Origin of the sequence: Bacillus sp. 3a, assembly GCF_017161885.1 — a bacterium.
Taxonomy (GTDB): domain Bacteria; phylum Bacillota; class Bacilli; order Bacillales; family Bacillaceae; genus Bacillus; species Bacillus safensis.
Genome location: NZ_CP067376.1, coordinates 1,358,995 through 1,378,414 on the forward strand (window position 1 = coordinate 1,358,995; position 19,420 = coordinate 1,378,414).

Below are 19,420 nucleotides of genomic sequence, written 5' to 3' on the forward strand. Positions count from 1 at the left end.
TTAGAGAAGTAAAGGGGGAAGTTAAAATGGGAAAAATGATCCAATGGTTCAAAAAACCATCCATTTCAAAAAAATTAATCATTGCCTTCTTGGTAGTCCTAATCCTGCCAACTGTGGCACTGACAATTAGTGCGTTTTTTACATCAAAGACAGAGTTAGACAAACAGATTATGGGCAGTGCGATGAGTCAGGTCAATGCATTTGATACCTTAATCAATGAGAATATTGGCAACAAATCGGATGCTGTGACACTGTTTTCAGACTCGCTCAAAGCGTCTAATCTTCAAGAAAAAAATAGAAATGCGACCATTAAAGAATTACAGCAATTTGGAAAAATTAATGAAAAGGATGTATCCGCGATCTATGCAGGCTCTGAAAAGGGATTGTTTATGCAATACCCAGTTCAAAAGATGCCAGATGGCTACGATCCAAGAGAACGTCCATGGTATCAAGAGGCATTGAAAGCAGAAAATGGCAAACAAGTCATCACAAAACCATATGTAGCAGCATCTACAGGCAAAATGGTGATCACAATTGCCCAAAAAACGAAAGATGGTTCAGGTGTCATTGGTCTTGATATGGAAATTGACAGCCTGCTTCAAAAACTAAAAGAAATCAAAATTGGGCAAAAAGGCTATGCTTTCATGATGGAGAAAGATAAAACGGTTTTAGCAGATCCAACCCAAAAGTCAGGAAGTCAGGTCAATGAAAATCTGGCCAGTATTATTTATAAAAACAAAGAAGGAAGCGGCAGCTATACCCTCAAAGGAACAGATAAAAAGGTTGCATATGTCACCAATGAATTAACCGGCTGGAAAATTGGTGGAACGATGCTCGTATCTGAAGTAGAAGAAGCGGCAAAGCCCGTTTTCAATACTGCCATTATCGTATTCAGTGTCACACTCATTGTAGCAGGAACCCTCATTTTCTTTATCGTCCGCTCTATTTCAAAAAGATTATCCAATCTTGCCCGCTTCTCGAAAAAAGTCAGCGAAGGAGATTTACGCGATAAGCTTCAGATCCAGTCAGATGACGAAATTGGACAAGTTGGTAAAGGCTTTAATACGATGATTGATTCATTGCGATCCCTCATTGGAGCCGTTCAAACTTCAGTTGAAAATGTCGCATCTTCATCAGAAGAACTGACTGCCAGCGCAGGACAGACAAGTAAAGCAACAGAGCATATTACACTAGCCATTGAACAATTCTCCAGCGGAAATGAAAGCCAAAATGATAAAGTCGAATTGAGCTCAGTCGAGTTAGAAGAAATGAACCGTGGTCTTCAACATATGAATGAATCGGCTGAATCTATTACGGCTTCATCGATCAAATCAACAGATATCGCAGGAGAAGGCGGCCAGCTTGTTGAAAAAACCGCTTCTCAAATGAATGTCATTGATCAGTCCGTGAAAAAAGCAGAGAATGTCATCAGTGCACTTGAAAGTAAATCTAAAGACATTACCCAAATTCTCGGTGTCATCAATGGAATTGCCGATCAAACGAATTTACTTGCGCTAAATGCAGCGATTGAAGCAGCAAGAGCTGGTGAATCTGGCAGAGGCTTCTCCGTTGTAGCAGAAGAAGTAAGAAAACTGGCGGTTCAATCTGCCAACTCGGCAAAAGAAATTGAGAATTTGATCAAAGAAATCGTGCAAGACATCGACGTATCCCAGGAAGTATTCACTGCGGTGAATCGAGAAGTTCAATCAGGCCTAAGCTTCACTGAACAAACGAAAGTAAGCTTCCACAATATTTTCGACATGACAAAAGAAATTTCTAACCAGCTCCAAACAATGAATCAAACCGTTGTCCAGCTTTCAAAAGGCTCTGCACATGTGTCAGAGGCTGTTCGTGAGATTGCAGACGTATCACGTGAAAGCTCGGCAAATATTCAAGACATTGCTGCTTCAGCTGAAGAACAGCTGGCATCAATGGAAGAAATCAGCTCTTCCTCTGCCACACTCTCTTCGATGGCAGAAGAATTACGCGATTTAATTAGCAAATTTAAAGTTGAGTAGACAGGAAGAAAAGAGCCTCCAGCTAGAGGCTCTTTTTTATTGGGTAAACCAAAAGAAATGGGTAATTATACTTATTTTTTGTTTTTATTGAACATTATTCCTTGAAAAATAATTCATATTACCTAAGAATAGAAGAGAAAGACCACAAATCATAAATCAAAAGGAGTAGAGTCATGAAAAAATTCAACTTTTTTAAGCACTTTACGATGTCGAAGAAATTAATTACTGCATTCTTAGCGATTCTCCTAGTGCCAATTCTCGTATTGGCCGCATTTTCTTATGAAGTGGCATCAAAGTCTCTCAATGATGAGATTATGTCTAGTGCTGCAAATGGTGTTCAACAATTAAACGAACTCATTAATAAAGATATACAGCCTAAAATTGACATTGTTTCATATTTATCCAGATCGGTCAAAAAGGAAGAATTGACTGCTAAAAACAAAGATTTACTCAAAGTGAAATTAGAGCAATTATCGGAAACAGATGACGATGTAGTAGAAGTATTTGTTGCAGATCAAAATGGTAAACTAACTGAATATTCCGAGATTCACAAAGGTAATGCAAAGAGCGCAAAAAATGAACCATGGTTTCAGCAATCGATGGGAGAGAAGAAACTCATCATTTCAGATCCTTTCACCGACAAGTCATCAGATGACCTGCTCATCACAATATCAGAACAGTTAGCAGATGGATCTGGTGTGATTGGGGTGAATGTTCGATTAAATACGGTTGTAAAAGATACAAACAGCATCAAAATTGGCCAAGAAGGCTATGCGTTTATCGCCACATCAGATCAGCGTTATGTGGCCCATAAAACCGAAAAGGCTGGGACAAAGCTGACTGGTGACTTCATCTCAAAACTATATGATAAAAAAGAAGGCAGCTTTGAATATGAATACAATGGCCAGCCGAAGCAAATGTTTTTTGACACAAATGAAGCAACCGGCTGGAAGCTAGCTGGAACGATGTATGTGAATGAAGTAAAAGAAGCCGCACAGCCAGTGCTCGACTTAACAATGATCATCCTTGCGGCTGCGATTGCCATTGGTGGAATCGCGATTTATTTTATTATTAAATCGATTCGGAAGCCACTGATAGAGCTCTCAGAATCGGCTGAGAAAATCAGTCAAGGTGATTTGACCCAGTATATTGAAGTTCGTACACACGATGAAATCGGTAAACTTGCGCAAAGCTTTAACGACATGTCAGCTAAGCTGAAACAAGTCATTCAAGCTGTCCAAAATTCCATTGAAAATGTGGCTGCCTCGTCTGAAGAGTTAACGGCAAGTGCAGGACAGACAGCTCAAGCGACTGAGCATATCACATCATCTATTGAACAGTTCTCAAACAGCACTGAACATCAAAATGATATGATCGAAAAAAGCTCAGTCCAGTTAAACGAAATGGATCGGAGCTTATCGCATATGGTTGACACAACCTCTCATATGATGGAATCGTCGATCGAATCGAGCAAAACCGCTCAGGCTGGAGGAGAACTCGTTCAAAAAACAGCAGGTCAAATGCAAACGATTGAGCAGGCAGTAAAAGAAGCAGAGCTTGTCATTGCAGGCTTGGAGCAGAAATCAAAGGATATTACAAACATTCTTGGGGTCATCAACGGTATTGCGGATCAAACGAATCTCCTTGCTTTAAACGCTGCGATCGAAGCCGCACGAGCAGGTGAAGCAGGCAGAGGCTTCTCTGTTGTCGCAGAAGAAGTTCGCAAATTGGCAGAGCAGTCAGGAAGCTCTTCAAAAGAAATTGAAAGCCTGACGAACGAAATTGTGGAGGAAATAGAAAAATCGCAGAAAATGTTTAAACAAGTAGCAGGTGAAGTACAATCTGGATTAAACATTACAGATGAAACGAAAGTGAGTTTTGAGAAAATCACTGATAAAACATCAGAAATGACAGAACAAATGAAACAAATGAACGGATCAGCCAAAGAGCTATCGCATGGCTCAAATGATATTTCTCATGCGGTGAATCAAATCAAAGAGCTCTCAAGAGAAAGCTCAGCAGGCTTCCAAGATATCGCGGCATCAGCAGAAGAACAGCTTGCATCTATGGAAGAGATCAGTTCATCCTCTGCCACTTTATCTCAGATGGCAGAAGAACTAAGGGAGCTCATTAAACAATTTAAAATGTAAGAGAGTAGCGAAACACCTGACGCCAAAACGTCAGGTGTTTTTCCATTCGATGCATATAAATTGGGTAATTTGGACTTATTTAGACTTTAATAAGTTAAAAAAGTAAAGAACCTAGTAGTACTTCCGATATATATACTATCTTACTAAAGGAGTTTTCTTTTTTATGAAATTCATACAGTATTTCAGAAAGCCATCTATTTCAAAAAAGCTCGTATTCTCTTTCTTATTTATTCTTTTATGTCCAATCATCGTATTGGCATTCTCTTCATACCATACGGCAAGCACTTCCTTAAATGATCAAATTATGCAAAGTGCTAAGGAAAACGTAGAGCAGCTAGATAAAAATATAACGAAGGTTGTAAAAGTGAAAACAGACGCAGCCGATTTCTTTAGCAAATGGATCACGGAGAAAAAGCTCAAGCAAAAAGGAACGACCGATATTCAAGGACGCTTTGAGCAGTTCATGAGTATGAATGATGACACAGAAGGCATTTTTGTCGCTTCAAGTGACGGCAAAGTGTTTTCAAGATATCCTAATCAAAAAATGCCTGCCGATTATGTCGCAACTGAGCGGGATTGGTATAAAGACGGCTGGGCGAAAAACGGTGAGCTGTCTGTTTCAGCACCATATCCAACGGCATCAACTGGTACGCTTGTAATCACAATCTCTAAAAAACTAGAGGATGGATCAGGCGTTATTGCGATGAACCTAGACATTGCGAATCTAGTTAAAGAGTCCAATAGCATTAACATTGGGAAACAAGGCTACGCCTTTATTGGAAGTCCAGATCGTACATATGTGGCACATCCAAAGAAAAAAGCAGGAACAAAATTATCTGGTGAATGGTTAGAAAAAATGTATTCACAAGATAACGGATCGATGAGCTATATGTTTGAAGGAAAAGAAAAGCAAATGGAGTTCACCACAAACAAGGCGACTGGCTGGAAGATTGTCGGGACGATGTTTGTCAGTGAAGTAGAAGAAGCAGCACAGCCAGTCTTTAACATGGCCGCTATTATTTTAACAGGCGCGCTTATCATTGGCGGGATTCTAATCTTCTTTATCATCCGTTCCATTACAAAACCACTTTCCACTCTTGTCTCTTCTTCGAAGAAGATCAGTCAGGGAGATTTGACAGAAAAAATTGATGTCCGCTCAAAAGATGAAATTGGACAGCTTGGCACAAGCTTTAATGAAATGAGTGAGTCCCTAAGAGATGTCATTCAAGCTGTACAAACATCTGTTGAGAATGTCGCTTCATCATCTGAAGAACTGACGGCAAGCGCAGGTCAAACAACAAAAGCAACCGAACATATTACATCATCTATTGAAACATTCTCAAACGGCAACGAAAATCAAAGCGAAATGGTGGAGCAAAGCGCGGCTCATTTAAAACAAATGAATGAGGGTCTGAACGAAGTTGCCGAAACGTCTGATGTCATCACAGCGTCATCTATTCAATCAAAAACAGTTGCGGAAACAGGCGGACAGCTTGTGGAGCAAACTGTTGGCCAAATGAAGACGATTGACCATTCAGTGAAAGAAGCTGAAGGCGTGATCAACGGGCTAGAGCATAAATCAAAAGATATCACAAACATCTTAGGCGTGATTAACGGTATTGCGGATCAAACGAATTTACTTGCACTAAATGCCGCCATTGAAGCAGCACGCGCAGGCGAGTCAGGCAGAGGATTCTCTGTTGTTGCCGAAGAAGTGCGTAAACTAGCGGTTCAATCATCGGATTCAGCAAAAGAGATTGAAAAGCTTGTAAATGAAATCGTCACTGAAATTGAAACATCTCAAAATATGTTCAAAGCAGTGAATGAAGAAGTGAAGAATGGTCTTACAATTACAGATCAAACGAAAGAAAGCTTCTCACAAATAAATGAACAAACAGCGGAAATCGCAGCAAGAATTAACGAAATGAATACAACGGTGCGCGAGCTGTCGAAAGGCTCTGAGCAAATTTCTAAAGCAGTGAATGAAATTGCAGATGTATCAAGAGAGAGTTCAGCAAGTATCCAAGATATCGCAGCATCTGCTGAAGAGCAGCTTGCTTCTATGGAAGAGATTAGTTCTTCATCCACAACTCTTTCCCAAATGGCGGAAGAATTACGTGATTTAATTAAAAAATTCAAGATTAGTGAATAAGGTTAAGTGGTTCTCCTCAAGGGGAACCGCTTTTCTTTTTAACAGGACATCTCGTACAATAGAGGAAATCGAAAGAAGAGGAGAGATAGTATGCGTTTATCAGATAAGAAGGTCATTGCGTTTGTCAGCGATGATTTTGAAGATTTAGAGCTGTGGTATCCGGTTCTGCGATTAAGAGAAGAGGGAGCAACTGTCCATCTTGTAGGTGAAAAAGCAAATCATGAGTACATTGGGAAGTATGGTGTGCCGGCGGTATCCGATGCAGATTTTTATTCCATTCAAGCTGATGATTATGATGCTGTGCTTGTCCCTGGTGGATGGGCGCCTGATAAACTGCGCCGTTATCCAGAAGTATTAGACATCGTTCGTACATTTGATGCGAAGGCAAAACCAATCGGTCAGATTTGTCATGCCGGCTGGGTGCTGATATCAGCAGGAATCCTGAAAGGCAGACAAGTGACAAGTACACCAGGTATTAAAGATGATATGACAAATGCTGGTGCGGACTGGTTCGATGAGGCAGTCGTCACAGATGGCCACCTCATCTCCAGCAGACGCCCGCCTGACCTTCCGCCGTATGTGAAAGCATTTGCGGATGTGTTAGCGGCAAAATAAATGACCGACACGAAACGTAAAAAACAAAGGGCGAACAAATCAATCATTCGCCCTTTGTTCCTCATTTCATGCCCTATACATTTTGTCTGTCGGCAGGATACATCACGCCCATTTGTCTTCTCGCTTCGTCCATGACGGACATGGTTTGAACAGATAAGGCAAATGTATTGACCGGAGACTGCCCCATTCCCTGCTGAATACACTCAATAAAATGATTAATCTCATAAGACATAGCTGGCTGATCATCTTTGAGAGAGATGTCAGTTTGATGTCCGTCAAGGTCATGTATCGTAATTTGTGAAGGACGGTGGAATTGATCAATCACCATCGTGGCATCCTCGCCTTGAATTTCAGCCGATAAATGAGACGTTGAAATTTTAGAATGAAAAAGAAGTGCTTGATGCCCGTCATACTGTAAAAGGACTGAACCGTTCCCATCCACACCAGAAGAAAGCTTATAGCCTCTCGCGGTGATTTGATTCGGCAGACCAAATAAGGATATGACTGGGTAAACGAGGTACACCCCGATATCCATTAAAGAACCATTGGATAGCTCAGGCTTAAAGGCATTTGGAAGCACGCCGCTTCGATAGGCATCGTATCTTGAAGAATATTTACAGTAATGTGCGACCACTTGCCTGATAGGTCCAAGCTGATCAAGATGCTGTTTGATTTGAAGGAAATTAGGCAGAAATGTCGTTTTCATCGCTTCCATCAAACAAACGTGATGTTTTTTCGCTGCGGCAATCATTTCTTCCACTTCTTTTCGATGAGAGGCGAATGGTTTTTCGCATAAAACATGCTTTTGATGCTCCATCATCAACATGGCTTGCTCTTTATGAAGGGCATTTGGACTCGCAATATACACGGCATCAAACGTATCACTTTCCGCCATTTGTTGTAAGTTCGTAAAAACCGTATCAATCCCATATTTTTCGGCAAAGGCCTGTCCTTTTTCAGCGGACCGTGAATAGACGGCTGTACATGTAAAATCAGCTAGTTTTTCACCAGCTTGTAAGAACCGATCTGTAATCCAGTTCGTTCCGATGACAGCAAATCGAATCATGTGATTCCCTCCTTCTGCTTTTCTCTGATTATACATGCTTTGAAAGCGTTTGTATGAAAGAATATTCTTTTTATTGATAAGCGGATGAAACCTTTATATAGGCTGATGCGTCTTACATAAAGGATATAAATGTACGAAAAGTGGGTAGTTTCTTCCTTCTTCGGGTAATACTCAGGATAGAAGGGAGAGGAGGAAACATGAAGCGCGTCCTGCATATAGGAAGTACATACACCTTTGCGCTTTTATTCATAGCGGCTGGTATTTTTCATGTGATAGAGCCGAGCGGCTTTGCCCGCATGATGCCAGGCTGGCCATTTCCATATGTAATGGTCTATGCGACTGCATGTTTTGAATGGCTGCTGGCCGTGCTGCTGCTTTTGCCAAATGTCAGGATTACAGCGGCAAAATCCATTGCTGTCTATCTTGTACTCATTTTCCCTGCAAACTTATTTGCTGCTCGTGAGGGAATACCATTTCCAGGTCAAGAAATAACAGAACAAGCCTTGCTATGGATAAGGCTTATTGGACAGCCGATTCTCATTGTATGGGTGATGTCTATTGCAAAATGGGAAAAAAAGCTGAAACAATGACCACCATATCATGATCAAGTAGTGTACAATTTACTCATAAAATAGCCCGTGTTTGGAGGAACGATATGAACTCTATGCAAATGTGGAGCAGTCGATTTAGAAAATTTTTTCTTGATAACAAGTTTGTTCTCTTTTTACTCGTCCTGTTATTAATTGGATTGAATATCCTTGTTTTCATGAAAACATCATTTATTTTCACACCGCTCATTGTACTCGTCAAAACCATTGCCTTACCGATTATTTTAACGGGGGTCGTGTATTATTTATTAAATCCAATTGTCAACTTGTTAGAGAAAGCAAGAATCAAGCGGATCTATTCCATTTTGCTTTTATATATTGTCATTATTGGGATTATTACAGTGACCATCGTGTCCATTATTCCTTTTTTACAAGCTCAAACCATGAGTCTATTTCATAATCTTCCGAAATACGTCGATACGGTAGAAGATCAAATTAGACAATTAACAGGAAGTAACTTTATTAATCAAGTGCAAAACTCGATGAACTTTAACGTGTCTGAATTGGTAAGTAAAGCATCTAGTCAAGCGACGAAGATTTTGGAAAGCACCTTTACCGGTGTAGGAACATTCTTAGGGGCGCTCACAGAAGTCATCATCTCGATCGTGACTGTGCCGTTTATTCTGTTTTATCTCTTAAAAGACGGCAAAAAGCTGCCTGACTATCTATTGAAATTTTTCCCAAGTAAAATGAGGGAACATACACATATCATGCTTCACGAAATGAACCACCGTCTGAGCTCGTATATTCGCGGACAGATCATTGTCAGCTTCTGTATCGGTGTTCTTCTGTTAATCGGTTATATGATCATTGGACTTGACTATGCGCTGCTGCTCGCTATCATTGCTGCATGTACAAGCATAGTGCCTTATCTTGGTCCAACAATTGCGATTACACCAGCGATTGTGATTGCACTTGTGACGTCACCAGTAATGCTGTTAAAACTCATTATAGTCTGGACAGTGGTTCAGCTAGTTGAAGGGAAATTCATTTCTCCTCAGGTGATGGGGAAAAACCTTCATATTCATCCCATTACGATTATTTTTGTTATATTAACAGCTGGGAAATTGTTCAACGTGGTCGGCATCATTGTCGCTATTCCAACGTATGCCGTTCTGAAGGTCATCACCACCCACTTGTTTGATTGGTTCAAAATGCGATCCAATTTGTATAAAGAAGAAAAGGTTTGATGTCATAATCTTTTTTTGAAAAAAATATAGTATCATAAAGACGAGCTTTCGATGTAGGAAGCTTGTCTTTATGTGGACATAGATGTTTGGCGTGTTCAAAAGATCAGAATTGAAAGGAAAGAAAATCATGAATCTATGGGATTTATTCGTGGCACTGGTTTTAGGAATTGTCGAAGGATTAACAGAGTACGCACCTGTTTCATCTACAGGTCACATGATCATTGTCGATGATCTTTGGTTAAAATCAAAGGAAATTATTACGCCAGAAGCGGCCAACACATTTAAAGTCGTGATTCAGTTAGGCTCAATTTTAGCTGTTATGATCGTGTTTAAAGATCGTATTTTAAACTTATTGGGCTTAAAGAAAAATATCACCGAAGAGCAAAAGCGCAGCGGGCATAAACTGACCATCGCCCAAATTGCAGTTGGACTTGTTCCAGCCGTCATTTTAGGATTCTTATTTGAAGATTATATTGATAAATACTTATTTGACGTCAGAACGGTCGCTGTCGGTTTAATTTTAGGGGCAGTGCTGATGCTTGTCGCTGACTGGCTCAATAAACGAAAAACAGAAACAAGCTCTGTCGATAACATGACGTACAGACAAGCGCTTTATATTGGACTGTTTCAATGTTTAGCATTATGGCCAGGCTTTTCGCGCTCAGGTTCGACGATCGCAGGCGGGGTTATTCTTGGTTTGAATCACCGTGCTGCGGCAGACTTTACATTTATCATGGCGATGCCGATTATGGCAGGAGCAAGCTTGTTAACCCTTGTGAAAAATGCCGAATATTTAACACCAGACATGCTGCCATTCTTTATCGTCGGCTTTGTGAGTGCGTTCGTTGTGGCTCTCTTTGTGGTTCGATTCTTCCTAAAACTGATCAATAAAATCAAACTGGTGCCTTTTGCGATATACCGAATTATCCTAGGTGTGATTTTATTTATCCTGTTCATGTAATACTGTAAACTACTCTTTTATAAAGAGTAATTTCAGCGTGTAGACAAACCCTCGCATTCGGTGTCAGGTCTGCGCTCCAGTGCTCACGAATGTCGAATTCGCTCCGCTCCGGTGCTCGCCCTTCCTAGACTGCAAAGGTTTTCTATCACGCTGAAAAGAAGACAAAGGGCTAAAATCAAGATCATTTTAGCCCTTTGTCAACAATCTGAAACTACTCTTTTATAAGAGTAGTTTTTTTGTTATTTCGCCTAATTAAACAGTAAAAACACCCTCTTAATTGGTAGAATAAGAATTTTTTTCATAAATTAGTGTTTAAGAGACAGATAAAGGGGTAGTACATAAACATACCAATTAAAGGAGGAGTTAGAAATAATGAGAAAAACAAGCAAAATGTTTGTTGGTTCTGTCATCGCTACGTCAATGATTGCTGCCCCTCTATCTCTTACGACTTTTGGTCAAACGGCTGAAGCTGCTACAACAACAGGTGTTGATGGAAGTGTCTCAATTGATCCAGTAGCCATTGCCGATAAAATTGAACAAGCAGTAAAGTCATCTCAAAATCGTGATGGATTCGTAAAAAATGCAGCATACAGTGCGTTCTATGAAGCAGGTCAAAACTACAACGTAGTTGTCCAAAACTTAAGCCAAGACCACGACTTTAGCGGTCTGAACAATGTTGTTTACTATGATAGTGTTGAATATGACGGTATTACGTTTGGTATTTGGGTATTTGAAGATGGTACGTTTGTCAATAATGGCGACGGTGGATATATTAACTGGACGTTTGTTGGCAGCTTTGACCGAGAAGATGGAAGCGGAACTGTCGATTTTCATAAAAGATTCTAATCTTAAAAGTCTGCCGGAGAATCGGCAGACTTTTTTTATAACGCACATCCTTCTATTTCAAACCCTAAATCTTCAATGATGTGATGATCCGTTTGGACTTGCTGGCCTTTAGTTGTTAAATAATCACCAACAAAAATGGAATTTGCGGCATAAAGTGCGAGCGGCTGGAGTGTCCGTAAATTAAACTCTCTGCCTCCGGATACCCGAATTTCTTTTGTTGGGTTGACAAATCTCATCATTGCCAGCACTTTCAATGCTTTGATTGGGTGTGTTCGTTTTTGATGCTCAAGCGGTGTTCCTTCGATGGCATGAAGAAAGTTGACTGGAATTGAATCCGCATCAAGTGCTCTGAGCGCAAAAGCCATTTCAACAATTTGCTGATTGGTTTCACCCATTCCAATAATGACCCCTGAGCAAGGTGACATGCCAGACTGTTTGACCTGCTCAATGGTCGATACACGGTCATCGTATGTATGAGTTGTCGTAATGTGAGCATGATGATCATGATGTGTATTGATATTGTGATTATACCGATGAACACCCGCTTCCTTCAGCCGCTTCGCTTTTTCTTCATTTAATAACCCAAGACAGGCACACACCTTCAAAGGCATCGTTTCAGTGATCTCCTTGACTGCTGCTGTGACTTCATCTAATTCCCTATGAGAAGGCGCTCTCCCGCTTGCCACAATACAATAAGTCCCGGCTTTTCTTTTAAGAGCTTCACGCGCACCAGCTACAATGGTCTTTTGATCAAGCATTGTATATCTTTCAACTGGTGCTTTTGAAATCATCGACTGTGAACAATATCCACAGTTCTCAGGGCAATATCCACTTTTCGCGTTAAAAATCATATTTAATTTCACCTTTTTTTGAAAAAAATGATATCGCACTTGATAGGCTGCATGCATAATAGGTAACAATTCTCTATCGTCAGCTTCAAGAATGTCTAGACCCTCTTGCGCCGTGATCGGTTCATTTTTCATCGCCTTCTCCGCTATTGCTTCCCAAGACAAAGACAGCTGCTCTCTCATCATGAATACCCCCTTAATATGTTAACTTATTCATATTAAAAGTTAACATATTGGGCGGATGTTGGCAATCATGTTTCAGATGAAACCAACTCTAAACACCAAAAGGCGATGACTTCATGTCATCGCCTTTAGATATGTAAAGCTAGATTATTTATCGAACAGTAATATAGTTAATCACAAGCTCGCCTAGTGAATTATAGTAGGAAACTGTTACAGAACCGCGTTGTACAGCGCGAATCCAAGTGAAGTTTGGAGCTGTTTGATCTAATTGAATCGCATACGTTGCACCCGACACAGAAATTTGGCTTGCTGGAAGAGAGACGGCGATTGAAGAACCTACAGAAAGTGTACGGTTCACCGTAATTACTTTATTCATAATAGGAGCTTTTGCTATGACTGGTTCTTTTGGCTGTGCAGCTGCATGAGCACCTTCAGTTTGAGAGAACGTAAGAGCACCTACAGCAGCTAAAGACAATGTACAGATTTTCATGAATTTTTTCATCGGTAACACTCCTTTTTTTTGGTATATACATATATTAATAATAATAGAATTATTTGTCAATTAAAATATATGAAAAAAAGAGTAATTATGGCGAAAATTGTCACATATTTGTTGGAAAAAATATGATTTTTTATTCATATGCTATTTCTTTTTTAAGGGAAAAAGAGGTATAAAAAAAAGCTGGGTGCGTCCCAGCGTAAAGCAGATGAAAAGAGATGATCAATGGTCGTCACGCTTTTTTGGCTGACGACCTTTTTGCTTCTCTTTCTCTCTAATGTAGTTAATAAAATCGATGGTTTGTCTTCGTGCTTCTTCGGAAAAATCTGAGGCTGCTTTAAACGCAATTTGCAAATCAGGATCGTCTGCAAGATCGTCATCGGGCCTGCCTTTGTCCTTACCTGTGAGAAGATAATCGGTTGAGACCCCATATAACTCAGCAATTTTCACAATCATTTCACCGTCGGGTTTTCTCAAGCCGTATTCCCAGTTTGCATAAGTGGACATTGCCTTTAATCCGAGTTTTTTAGCAACTGTTGACTTGCTCCATCCATGCTTCTCTCTTAATTCAGTTAGAATCTTCCCAGTCAAATTATCCATCAGAAACACCTTTTTTCATGTTATGAGTAAATTTTATCATGAATTACACGGAAAAGATAAATAAATACACAAAAAGAATAAAAATGTGATTGACTTACTCGTTACGTGTATATTATCATAATGAATATAACTTACACATATTGAGTAAGAGGTGGACAGATGAAACTTGAAAATTTACGAGAAGAGCGCATATTGCAAGGTAAAACACAAACCTATATGGCGAAAAAATTGGGATATAAGTACACAAGCGGCTATGCGAATATCGAAATGGGCAGAACGAAGCCTAGCTTAGAAATAGCAAAGCATATTGCAGATCTGCTGAATACCGGGGTTCAAGAGCTTTTTTTTGGCCAAAAGTTACACGAAAAGAGTAATTTTTTAAGAGAAGATCGGTTCTTAGAAAAGGGGAGACGAGCAGAATGAATATTGAACATCCAATGGTGACTCAGATGAGTGACTTTGGTTATCCAAAAAGCTATTGGTTATATGACATGAAACGATATGGATACCAAACAGAAATTGAGGACAGCTTGGAGGGAGCTGAAGAAGATGAGACATCAGCTGACGTTTGATGCTAGAAAAGAAGCGCAGCTTTGTTTAGACCAAGCTGGCGGCTGGATCGCCTTTCATCGTCAGAAACCGATGTTTGTTTTTGCCACAGCAGAAGAGAAAGAGACATATATGACCCTCCTGGAGGCTAAGGTCGATGATACAAAAAAGGAGGAATCAGGGCAACGTGAAACGATGGAAGCAAATCATGACATTTTTGAAATGCTTGCTCAAAGCGAGTAAAAACGAACAAGACATCCGCCAGTGGTCAAAGGATGACGGGAGATCATAACATGGTCATCCATTTAATGATTGAACATGAGCATTTGTTAACAAAAGAGACATTGATGAAAAGAATACGATCAGCTGCAAAAGGGCAATGCCCGCAAAAATTAAAAGACGCACTATCACTTGAAATTCGTTTATTTGATCACATGCCGTTTGACATAGCTGACTGCCAAAAAAAGCGTACATACGCAGAAAAAGGGTTGATACGCCCGGTACACGTCAGCATCTTTCAGCCAAATCTACAGCATATTCAAGAAGCACTTCATTCTATAGCCGATGAAGTCCCTCTGCAGATGGTCGATTTAAGAGTTTCCCAGTTTTATAGTATGTGTCCAAGAGTTGAAATCATTATCAATACGGTAGGTGGTGGCAGGAGGCCATCACCAAAAAAGGAGACAAGCATATGAACGAGCCAAAACAACTATTCATTCAAGAAAACCAAACATTTGTCGGTGAGATGGAAAAAGGAAAAATTCAAGTCATCGTGTTAGATGGGAATGTAGGAACGGCTTATAAAATGGATGTACCTGAACATGGAAAAACCATTATTCAAACGGCAAAAGGTCATTTTGCAAGAGTAGATCACGAGATTGGTTTTAAAATCAGCTAACTGACTGACCACATCAAAGCACAATATTATGTCCAAGACGGAAAGCCTGCGGACACTGATCAAGACCCTGCTAAAAGGGGGCTTGATTGGTGTCCGTTTTTTATTTTCTTAAAAAAAGGGAGAGAGCCAATATGCAAGATTTACTCATTGAATATAAAAGAGCTTTAAAGAATGCTAGAAAACAATATGAACCATTTAATGAAAAAGAAGAACATCAGCTGTCCGTTCAAGACAAGCATGATAAAAAAATGATCGCCAGTATGGTAAGCGATCTGGAATACGTAGTAGAATGGCTTCAAATCGGAAGAGAGCCAGGTGCGCGCAGAGGATTAGACAGACGTTCAGTCTATCAGCGTACCATTCTCGCAAATCCAGAAGTGTTAGAGGCTTTATCACATGAATATACCCTTATTCAAGAGAAAGAAAGAGAAGTCAGTGAGAGAGACAAAAGACGAATTGATGAAGCTCTGTCTGTTTTAACAGATCGAGAAAAGGACGTATTCTTTATGCACACAACACAAGGGTTATCGTTTAGCGAGATTGCGGTTATGCTGGATGTCAAAAAAGGAACTGTCCAAAAACATATGGAAAGAGCGCGGACGAAGATGTCCAAAAAAGTACAAGAACGCCTATTCAGAGCTGCTGAATAGGCGTTTTTTCTATCCGAAAATAAATCAGTGAAAGCTTGTCTTACAGTTGCCACCTATAGTTAGAAAGACCAAACGAATGTTTGCTAGCCCTACACAAATGATTCCTTCAGAGGGAATCATTCGAATTAAAAGGAGGCGGCAGGTGAATGTAAATGAAAGATAAACGGATAGAGGCCAAGCAGGATTATATGAAGGGGATGACGTACCAGCAAATTGCTGATCATTACAATGTCTCGATCCATACCGTCAAATCGTGGAAAAGGCGATACGGATGGCAAAGACAAAAAACTTCGTCAAAGCAAGCACACTCGATTTTCAATCAATTTCTTTCAGATGAAACGATTGAAATCATGGAGAAAATGGATGGACGCACATCGCTTGATTTAATCTGGGATCAAATTCAAATTCAATATGCAGCCATTATTCGGGCGCAGCGAATTATGTATGTAGCGGATCAAGAGGACATGATCAAAGAGCTGAAAAAGGCGGCATACATGCCTTCTTCATTAGAAGAAACAGGAGAAGGCATTCAGACAGAACTAGACATCACCTCAGAAGAATATTCGTTTCAATTTTCATGGGATCGGCATGCGACGTTTTTAAATGCACAATCCCGTGCAATGGGTGAACTCAGGCGTTTAATAAAACAGTTTGAAGAGCTCGCACATGCGAAGGATGAACGAAGATTAAGGCTGAAACAAATTGAACTGACGATCGAAAAAACGAAAAAAGCAGTGCGTGAAGAAAAAGAGGAAGATCTTCAAATCATGATCAAGCGAAAAGAGGACGACTCATGACGCCATTGATTGAAAAAGAAGTCAATCCTCATTTTGAACACTTTCTATTCGATTGGAATCAAAAGTTTCAATTTTTAGTAGGGGGCTACGGCTCCTCTAAAAGCTATCACATTGCTTTAAAGCTCGTTTTAAAGCTGCTGGAAGAAAAACGGACAGCACTTGTCATTCGGGAGGTGTATGATACGCACCGCGAATCAACCTTTTCTTTATTACAAGAGATCGTCAGCGACCTCGGCATCGACCACGTGGTAAAGTGCCGAAGTTCGCCGCTTGCACTAACATTTCGAAACGGCAGCAGCATCTTATTTAAAGGACTGGACAAGCCTGAAAAATTGAAATCGATCAACAACATTTCGATCATTTGGATTGAGGAATGTTCAGAGGTTTCTTATGAAGGCTTTAAAGAGCTGCTTGGAAGGCTGAGGCATCCATCCTTACCGCTTTATATGATGTTATCGACGAATCCTGTTGGTCAGGATAATTGGACGTACAGACATTTTTTTCGAGATGAACAGCTGAAGCGATTTGTTTTAGATGACGAAACATTATACAAAAAGCGAACCGTTGTCATCAAGGATACGTATTACCATCACTCCACGGCGGAAGATAACCTATTCCTTCCTAAAAGCTACGTGAAGCAGCTGGATGAGCTGAAAGAGTATGATCCAGATCTCTATCGCATTGCGAGGAAGGGGTATTTCGGCATTAATGGCACAAAGGTTTTTCCTCAATTTGAGGTGAGAAGCCATTCTGATGTATTAGAAGCCATTCAGCAGATTGACAGACCGCTGAAATTAGCAGGCATGGATTTTGGATTTGTTGAATCATACAATGCGCTCATTCGGTTAGCTGTCGATCATGAAAAAAAGTACTTATATATTTATTGGGAATATTACGACCGCGGGAAAACAGATGATGAAACAGCCACTGACTTGAAAGAGTTCATTGAATCAAAGGAACTGATTAAAGCCGACGCAGCCGAACCTAAAACCATTCACTATTTTCGGCAGCGCGGCTTTCAAATGGTAGCGGCACATAAGTTCCAAGGCTCACGTTTGCAGTATACAAAAAAAATCAAACGGTTTAAGAAAATTATTTGTTCTGATGCTTGTCCATATACCATCTATGAACTTCAATCACTAACCTATAAGGCAGATAAGGATGGACGTCTAGAGGAAGATGAATTTCAAATCGATCCGCACACTTTATCAGCCATCTGGTATGCGCTGGATGATTATGAAGTGACAGATTTGAAGCAGACCGCCTCAGAGCGTGTCCGTCCACACAGAGAGAGGAGGTCCATACAATGAAACAATTGAAAGCAACCATTATGAAGGCAAACATGTCTGATCATACAAAACAAATGTATGCAGATGAATTTTCCTACGAAAAAGATGACATTGTTCCCCCGCCTTACAATATCAATGAATTAAAAAGCATGGCAGAATATTCAACCATTCTTCAGCAATGTATTGATGCGTATAAGACCAATATTTTAGGCTTTGGTTTTGGTGTAGAATATGCCTTTGACTTTAATGCAGAAGGTGTGAAACCGGCAAAAAAGAAAGCAGCAGAGAAGGAATGGACAAGGCTTGAAGAGTTTACGAAATACATGAACTATGATGAGTCTGCTGATGTGGTGCTTGGCTATGTCATCGAAGACCGGGAGAAAACGGGGAATGGTTTTTTAGAGGTTCTCCGAGATGGTCAGGGAAAGCCGGCAGGAATCGAGTATTTAGATGCGCTCCATATCCGTATTTGCAAGCTTAGTGAGCCAGTTGACGTTGAATTCCGGTATACAGAAAACGGCGAATTGAAAACAATGAATCGAAAGAAACGATTCCGTAAATATGTGCAGGTGATCAATGAAAAGAAAGTCTTCTTCAAGGAGTATGGTGATCCGCGCATTTTACATTGTGAAACAGGCAAATACGATGACACCACCCCAGAGCCGCTGCGCGCAACAGAAGTGATTCATTTTAAAATAGGCAGTGGAACGTATGGGATTCCCCGCTGGATTGGCAACATCGTCAATATGTATGGGGCACGCAAGGCAGAAGAATTGAACTATCTTTATTTTAAACAAGGGCGGCATGTACCTGGTGCCATCATTGTCGAAAATGGAATGCTGTCTGAGTCTTCCTATCAGCAGCTTCAGGATTATATGGACGATATTGAAGGCTCTGATCATGCACATAAATTTCTATTGCTTGAAGTCGAAGGTCTCCCGACGGAAAAAGGGTTAACTGGAGAAGAAGATGTCTCAAATGTCAAAGTGAACTTCAAATCCCTAGCAGAGATCTTGCAAGAAGATGCACTCTTTTTAGAATACGATGAAAAAACAAGAAACAAAATCCGATCTGCTTTTCGCCTGCCGCCTATTTACACAGGTGAGTCTCAAGACTATAACAAAGCGACAGCCGATACGGCGCGAAAAACAACAGAAGAACAGGTATTTCAGCCTGAACGGCATCTCATCACAGGAAAGCTCAATACCCTTTTCTTGCCGGATCTTGATATTTGGCATGTTCGTTTCCTATTAAATGGTCCTGACTTTAGAGATCCATTAGAGATTGCCAAGGTTCTGACACCGTTTATTCAGGCTGGGGCAGTGTCACCAAACGATTTGCGAGATCTAGCAGGACGTATCCTTGGGAAAACGTTAGAGGAATGGCCGGAGGATCTCTATCACAGACCTTTAGAAAGCCGCATGACATCAGCCGAACAAGAGCCTCAACGAGAGGCGAATCAGCTGAAGAAATAAACCGAAGCGCATGCGCTTTTTTGAAA

At 40.4% G+C, this 19,420-nt stretch carries 21 protein-coding genes and 2 pseudogenes; 19 read left to right on the forward strand and 4 right to left on the reverse strand.

The genetic code is table 11. The features are described from left to right. Window positions 1-26 precede the first annotated feature (26 nt). The 6 genes and pseudogenes from JJ692_RS06675 (at window position 27) to JJ692_RS06690 (ending at window position 6,935) form a co-directional block, all read left to right on the forward strand. On the forward strand, window positions 27-2,018 hold the full coding sequence (locus JJ692_RS06675) for a methyl-accepting chemotaxis protein (RefSeq protein WP_024423281.1): 1,992 nt from the start codon (window positions 27-29) through the stop codon (window positions 2,016-2,018). A 314-nt stretch (window positions 2,019-2,332) separates the two neighbouring features. After that, window positions 2,333-3,229, forward strand: a pseudogene (locus JJ692_RS19260) (HAMP domain-containing protein); the annotation flags it as partial. Next, a complete protein-coding gene (locus JJ692_RS19265) occupies window positions 3,221-4,168 on the forward strand; it encodes a methyl-accepting chemotaxis protein (protein ID WP_369880186.1) in 948 nt (315 codons plus the stop codon). The pseudogene JJ692_RS19260 and the gene JJ692_RS19265, both read left to right, overlap by 9 nt. Window positions 4,169-4,331: 163 nt before the next feature. After that, window positions 4,332-5,375 (forward strand): annotated as a pseudogene (locus JJ692_RS19270) (HAMP domain-containing protein); the annotation flags it as partial. Then, window positions 5,367-6,320 (forward strand): methyl-accepting chemotaxis protein, encoded by a 954-nt coding sequence (locus tag JJ692_RS19275; protein ID WP_370880889.1) that lies wholly within the window; start codon window positions 5,367-5,369, stop codon window positions 6,318-6,320. The pseudogene JJ692_RS19270 and the gene JJ692_RS19275, both read left to right, overlap by 9 nt. 90 nt (window positions 6,321-6,410) lie before the next feature. Continuing rightward, complete coding sequence (locus JJ692_RS06690) at window positions 6,411-6,935, forward strand: type 1 glutamine amidotransferase domain-containing protein (RefSeq protein WP_024423278.1); 525 nt, start codon at window positions 6,411-6,413, stop codon at window positions 6,933-6,935. 73 nt (window positions 6,936-7,008) lie between these two features. Here the strand turns inward: JJ692_RS06690 and JJ692_RS06695 are convergent, their stop codons facing one another. After that, window positions 7,009-8,001 carry a Gfo/Idh/MocA family protein gene (locus JJ692_RS06695; RefSeq protein WP_151863261.1) on the reverse strand — a complete coding sequence of 331 codons (993 nt, stop codon included), beginning with the start codon at window positions 7,999-8,001 and terminating at the stop codon, window positions 7,009-7,011. Between the two features lie 197 nt (window positions 8,002-8,198). Here JJ692_RS06695 and JJ692_RS06700 point away from each other — a divergent pair, with 197 nt between their 5' ends. The 4 genes from JJ692_RS06700 to JJ692_RS06715 all read left to right on the forward strand — a co-directional run bounded on the left by JJ692_RS06700 (window position 8,199) and on the right by JJ692_RS06715 (window position 11,606). Next, window positions 8,199-8,591: a DoxX family protein gene (locus JJ692_RS06700; RefSeq protein WP_073207206.1), complete on the forward strand. Its 393-nt coding sequence runs from the start codon at window positions 8,199-8,201 to the stop codon at window positions 8,589-8,591. A 65-nt stretch (window positions 8,592-8,656) separates the two neighbouring features. Further along, on the forward strand, window positions 8,657-9,799 hold the full coding sequence (locus JJ692_RS06705) for an AI-2E family transporter (protein WP_024423275.1): 1,143 nt from the start codon (window positions 8,657-8,659) through the stop codon (window positions 9,797-9,799). Window positions 9,800-9,926: 127 nt separating this feature from the next. Beyond that, window positions 9,927-10,760 (forward strand): undecaprenyl-diphosphate phosphatase, encoded by an 834-nt coding sequence (locus tag JJ692_RS06710; protein WP_171464637.1) that lies wholly within the window; start codon window positions 9,927-9,929, stop codon window positions 10,758-10,760. Window positions 10,761-11,132: 372 nt separating this feature from the next. After that, window positions 11,133-11,606, forward strand: coding sequence for a hypothetical protein (locus tag JJ692_RS06715; RefSeq protein ID WP_024423274.1), 474 nt, complete (start codon window positions 11,133-11,135; stop codon window positions 11,604-11,606). A 35-nt stretch (window positions 11,607-11,641) separates the two neighbouring features. Here JJ692_RS06715 and bioB read toward each other — a convergent pair whose 3' ends face one another. The 3 genes from bioB to JJ692_RS06730 all read right to left on the reverse strand — a co-directional run bounded on the left by bioB (window position 11,642) and on the right by JJ692_RS06730 (window position 13,736). Continuing rightward, complete coding sequence (bioB, locus tag JJ692_RS06720) at window positions 11,642-12,637, reverse strand: biotin synthase BioB (RefSeq protein WP_206534361.1); 996 nt, start codon at window positions 12,635-12,637, stop codon at window positions 11,642-11,644. A 151-nt stretch (window positions 12,638-12,788) separates the two neighbouring features. Continuing rightward, window positions 12,789-13,139, reverse strand: a complete 351-nt coding sequence (locus JJ692_RS06725; protein WP_024425911.1) for a hypothetical protein — start codon at window positions 13,137-13,139, stop codon at window positions 12,789-12,791. 219 nt (window positions 13,140-13,358) lie between these two features. After that, the gene (locus tag JJ692_RS06730) at window positions 13,359-13,736 is read right to left on the reverse strand and encodes a helix-turn-helix domain-containing protein (protein WP_024423272.1); all 378 of its coding nucleotides are present in this window, start codon (window positions 13,734-13,736) and stop codon (window positions 13,359-13,361) included. A gap of 159 nt (window positions 13,737-13,895) precedes the next feature. Here JJ692_RS06730 and JJ692_RS06735 point away from each other — a divergent pair, with 159 nt between their 5' ends. The 9 genes from JJ692_RS06735 to JJ692_RS06775 all read left to right on the forward strand — a co-directional run bounded on the left by JJ692_RS06735 (window position 13,896) and on the right by JJ692_RS06775 (window position 19,394). After that, the gene (locus JJ692_RS06735) at window positions 13,896-14,159 is read left to right on the forward strand and encodes a helix-turn-helix transcriptional regulator (protein WP_206534362.1); all 264 of its coding nucleotides are present in this window, start codon (window positions 13,896-13,898) and stop codon (window positions 14,157-14,159) included. After that, window positions 14,156-14,308: a hypothetical protein gene (locus JJ692_RS06740; protein ID WP_162860191.1), complete on the forward strand. Its 153-nt coding sequence runs from the start codon at window positions 14,156-14,158 to the stop codon at window positions 14,306-14,308. Before JJ692_RS06735 ends, JJ692_RS06740 begins: the two co-directional genes overlap by 4 nt. Then, window positions 14,286-14,528, forward strand: a complete 243-nt coding sequence (locus JJ692_RS06745; RefSeq protein WP_029706250.1) for a hypothetical protein — start codon at window positions 14,286-14,288, stop codon at window positions 14,526-14,528. Before JJ692_RS06740 ends, JJ692_RS06745 begins: the two co-directional genes overlap by 23 nt. A 50-nt stretch (window positions 14,529-14,578) precedes the next feature. After that, a complete protein-coding gene (locus JJ692_RS06750; RefSeq protein ID WP_206534363.1) occupies window positions 14,579-14,980 on the forward strand; it encodes a RusA family crossover junction endodeoxyribonuclease in 402 nt (133 codons plus the stop codon). After that, window positions 14,977-15,183 (forward strand): XtrA/YqaO family protein, encoded by a 207-nt coding sequence (locus JJ692_RS06755; protein ID WP_024423268.1) that lies wholly within the window; start codon window positions 14,977-14,979, stop codon window positions 15,181-15,183. The genes JJ692_RS06750 and JJ692_RS06755 overlap by 4 nt, the downstream gene beginning before the upstream one ends. A gap of 131 nt (window positions 15,184-15,314) precedes the next feature. Continuing rightward, on the forward strand, window positions 15,315-15,833 hold the full coding sequence (locus tag JJ692_RS06760) for a sigma-70 family RNA polymerase sigma factor (protein WP_206534364.1): 519 nt from the start codon (window positions 15,315-15,317) through the stop codon (window positions 15,831-15,833). Window positions 15,834-15,985: 152 nt separating this feature from the next. Then, a complete protein-coding gene (gene terS / locus JJ692_RS06765; protein ID WP_024425907.1) occupies window positions 15,986-16,630 on the forward strand; it encodes a phage terminase small subunit in 645 nt (214 codons plus the stop codon). After that, the gene (locus JJ692_RS06770) at window positions 16,627-17,940 is read left to right on the forward strand and encodes a PBSX family phage terminase large subunit (RefSeq protein WP_445662185.1); all 1,314 of its coding nucleotides are present in this window, start codon (window positions 16,627-16,629) and stop codon (window positions 17,938-17,940) included. The genes terS and JJ692_RS06770 overlap by 4 nt, the downstream gene beginning before the upstream one ends. Further along, window positions 17,937-19,394 carry a phage portal protein gene (locus JJ692_RS06775; protein ID WP_024425905.1) on the forward strand — a complete coding sequence of 486 codons (1,458 nt, stop codon included), beginning with the start codon at window positions 17,937-17,939 and terminating at the stop codon, window positions 19,392-19,394. The genes JJ692_RS06770 and JJ692_RS06775 overlap by 4 nt, the downstream gene beginning before the upstream one ends. Window positions 19,395-19,420: the final 26 nt, after the last annotated feature.

Excerpts from the sequence above, each read along its gene's own strand:
- JJ692_RS06760 (WP_206534364.1), top strand. The coding sequence starts at position 15,315 with ATGCAAGATTTACTCATTGAATATAAAAGAGCTTTAAAGAATGCTAGA.
- JJ692_RS06725 (WP_024425911.1), bottom strand. The coding sequence starts at position 13,139 with ATGAAAAAATTCATGAAAATCTGTACATTGTCTTTAGCTGCTGTAGGT.
- JJ692_RS19265 (WP_369880186.1), top strand. The coding sequence starts at position 3,221 with ATGTCAGCTAAGCTGAAACAAGTCATTCAAGCTGTCCAAAATTCCATT.
- JJ692_RS06740 (WP_162860191.1), top strand. The coding sequence starts at position 14,156 with ATGAATATTGAACATCCAATGGTGACTCAGATGAGTGACTTTGGTTAT.
- JJ692_RS06700 (WP_073207206.1), top strand. The coding sequence starts at position 8,199 with ATGAAGCGCGTCCTGCATATAGGAAGTACATACACCTTTGCGCTTTTA.
- JJ692_RS06775 (WP_024425905.1), top strand. The coding sequence starts at position 17,937 with ATGAAACAATTGAAAGCAACCATTATGAAGGCAAACATGTCTGATCAT.
- JJ692_RS06745 (WP_029706250.1), top strand. The coding sequence starts at position 14,286 with ATGAGACATCAGCTGACGTTTGATGCTAGAAAAGAAGCGCAGCTTTGT.
- JJ692_RS06705 (WP_024423275.1), top strand. The coding sequence starts at position 8,657 with ATGAACTCTATGCAAATGTGGAGCAGTCGATTTAGAAAATTTTTTCTT.
- JJ692_RS19275 (WP_370880889.1), top strand. The coding sequence starts at position 5,367 with ATGAGTGAGTCCCTAAGAGATGTCATTCAAGCTGTACAAACATCTGTT.
- bioB (WP_206534361.1), bottom strand. The coding sequence starts at position 12,637 with ATGAGAGAGCAGCTGTCTTTGTCTTGGGAAGCAATAGCGGAGAAGGCG.
- JJ692_RS06770 (WP_445662185.1), top strand. The coding sequence starts at position 16,627 with ATGACGCCATTGATTGAAAAAGAAGTCAATCCTCATTTTGAACACTTT.
- JJ692_RS06730 (WP_024423272.1), bottom strand. The coding sequence starts at position 13,736 with ATGGATAATTTGACTGGGAAGATTCTAACTGAATTAAGAGAGAAGCAT.
- JJ692_RS06675 (WP_024423281.1), top strand. The coding sequence starts at position 27 with ATGGGAAAAATGATCCAATGGTTCAAAAAACCATCCATTTCAAAAAAA.
- terS (WP_024425907.1), top strand. The coding sequence starts at position 15,986 with ATGAAAGATAAACGGATAGAGGCCAAGCAGGATTATATGAAGGGGATG.
- JJ692_RS06690 (WP_024423278.1), top strand. The coding sequence starts at position 6,411 with ATGCGTTTATCAGATAAGAAGGTCATTGCGTTTGTCAGCGATGATTTT.
- JJ692_RS06715 (WP_024423274.1), top strand. The coding sequence starts at position 11,133 with ATGAGAAAAACAAGCAAAATGTTTGTTGGTTCTGTCATCGCTACGTCA.
- JJ692_RS06710 (WP_171464637.1), top strand. The coding sequence starts at position 9,927 with ATGAATCTATGGGATTTATTCGTGGCACTGGTTTTAGGAATTGTCGAA.
- JJ692_RS06735 (WP_206534362.1), top strand. The coding sequence starts at position 13,896 with ATGAAACTTGAAAATTTACGAGAAGAGCGCATATTGCAAGGTAAAACA.
- JJ692_RS06750 (WP_206534363.1), top strand. The coding sequence starts at position 14,579 with ATGGTCATCCATTTAATGATTGAACATGAGCATTTGTTAACAAAAGAG.
- JJ692_RS06755 (WP_024423268.1), top strand. The coding sequence starts at position 14,977 with ATGAACGAGCCAAAACAACTATTCATTCAAGAAAACCAAACATTTGTC.
- JJ692_RS06695 (WP_151863261.1), bottom strand. The coding sequence starts at position 8,001 with ATGATTCGATTTGCTGTCATCGGAACGAACTGGATTACAGATCGGTTC.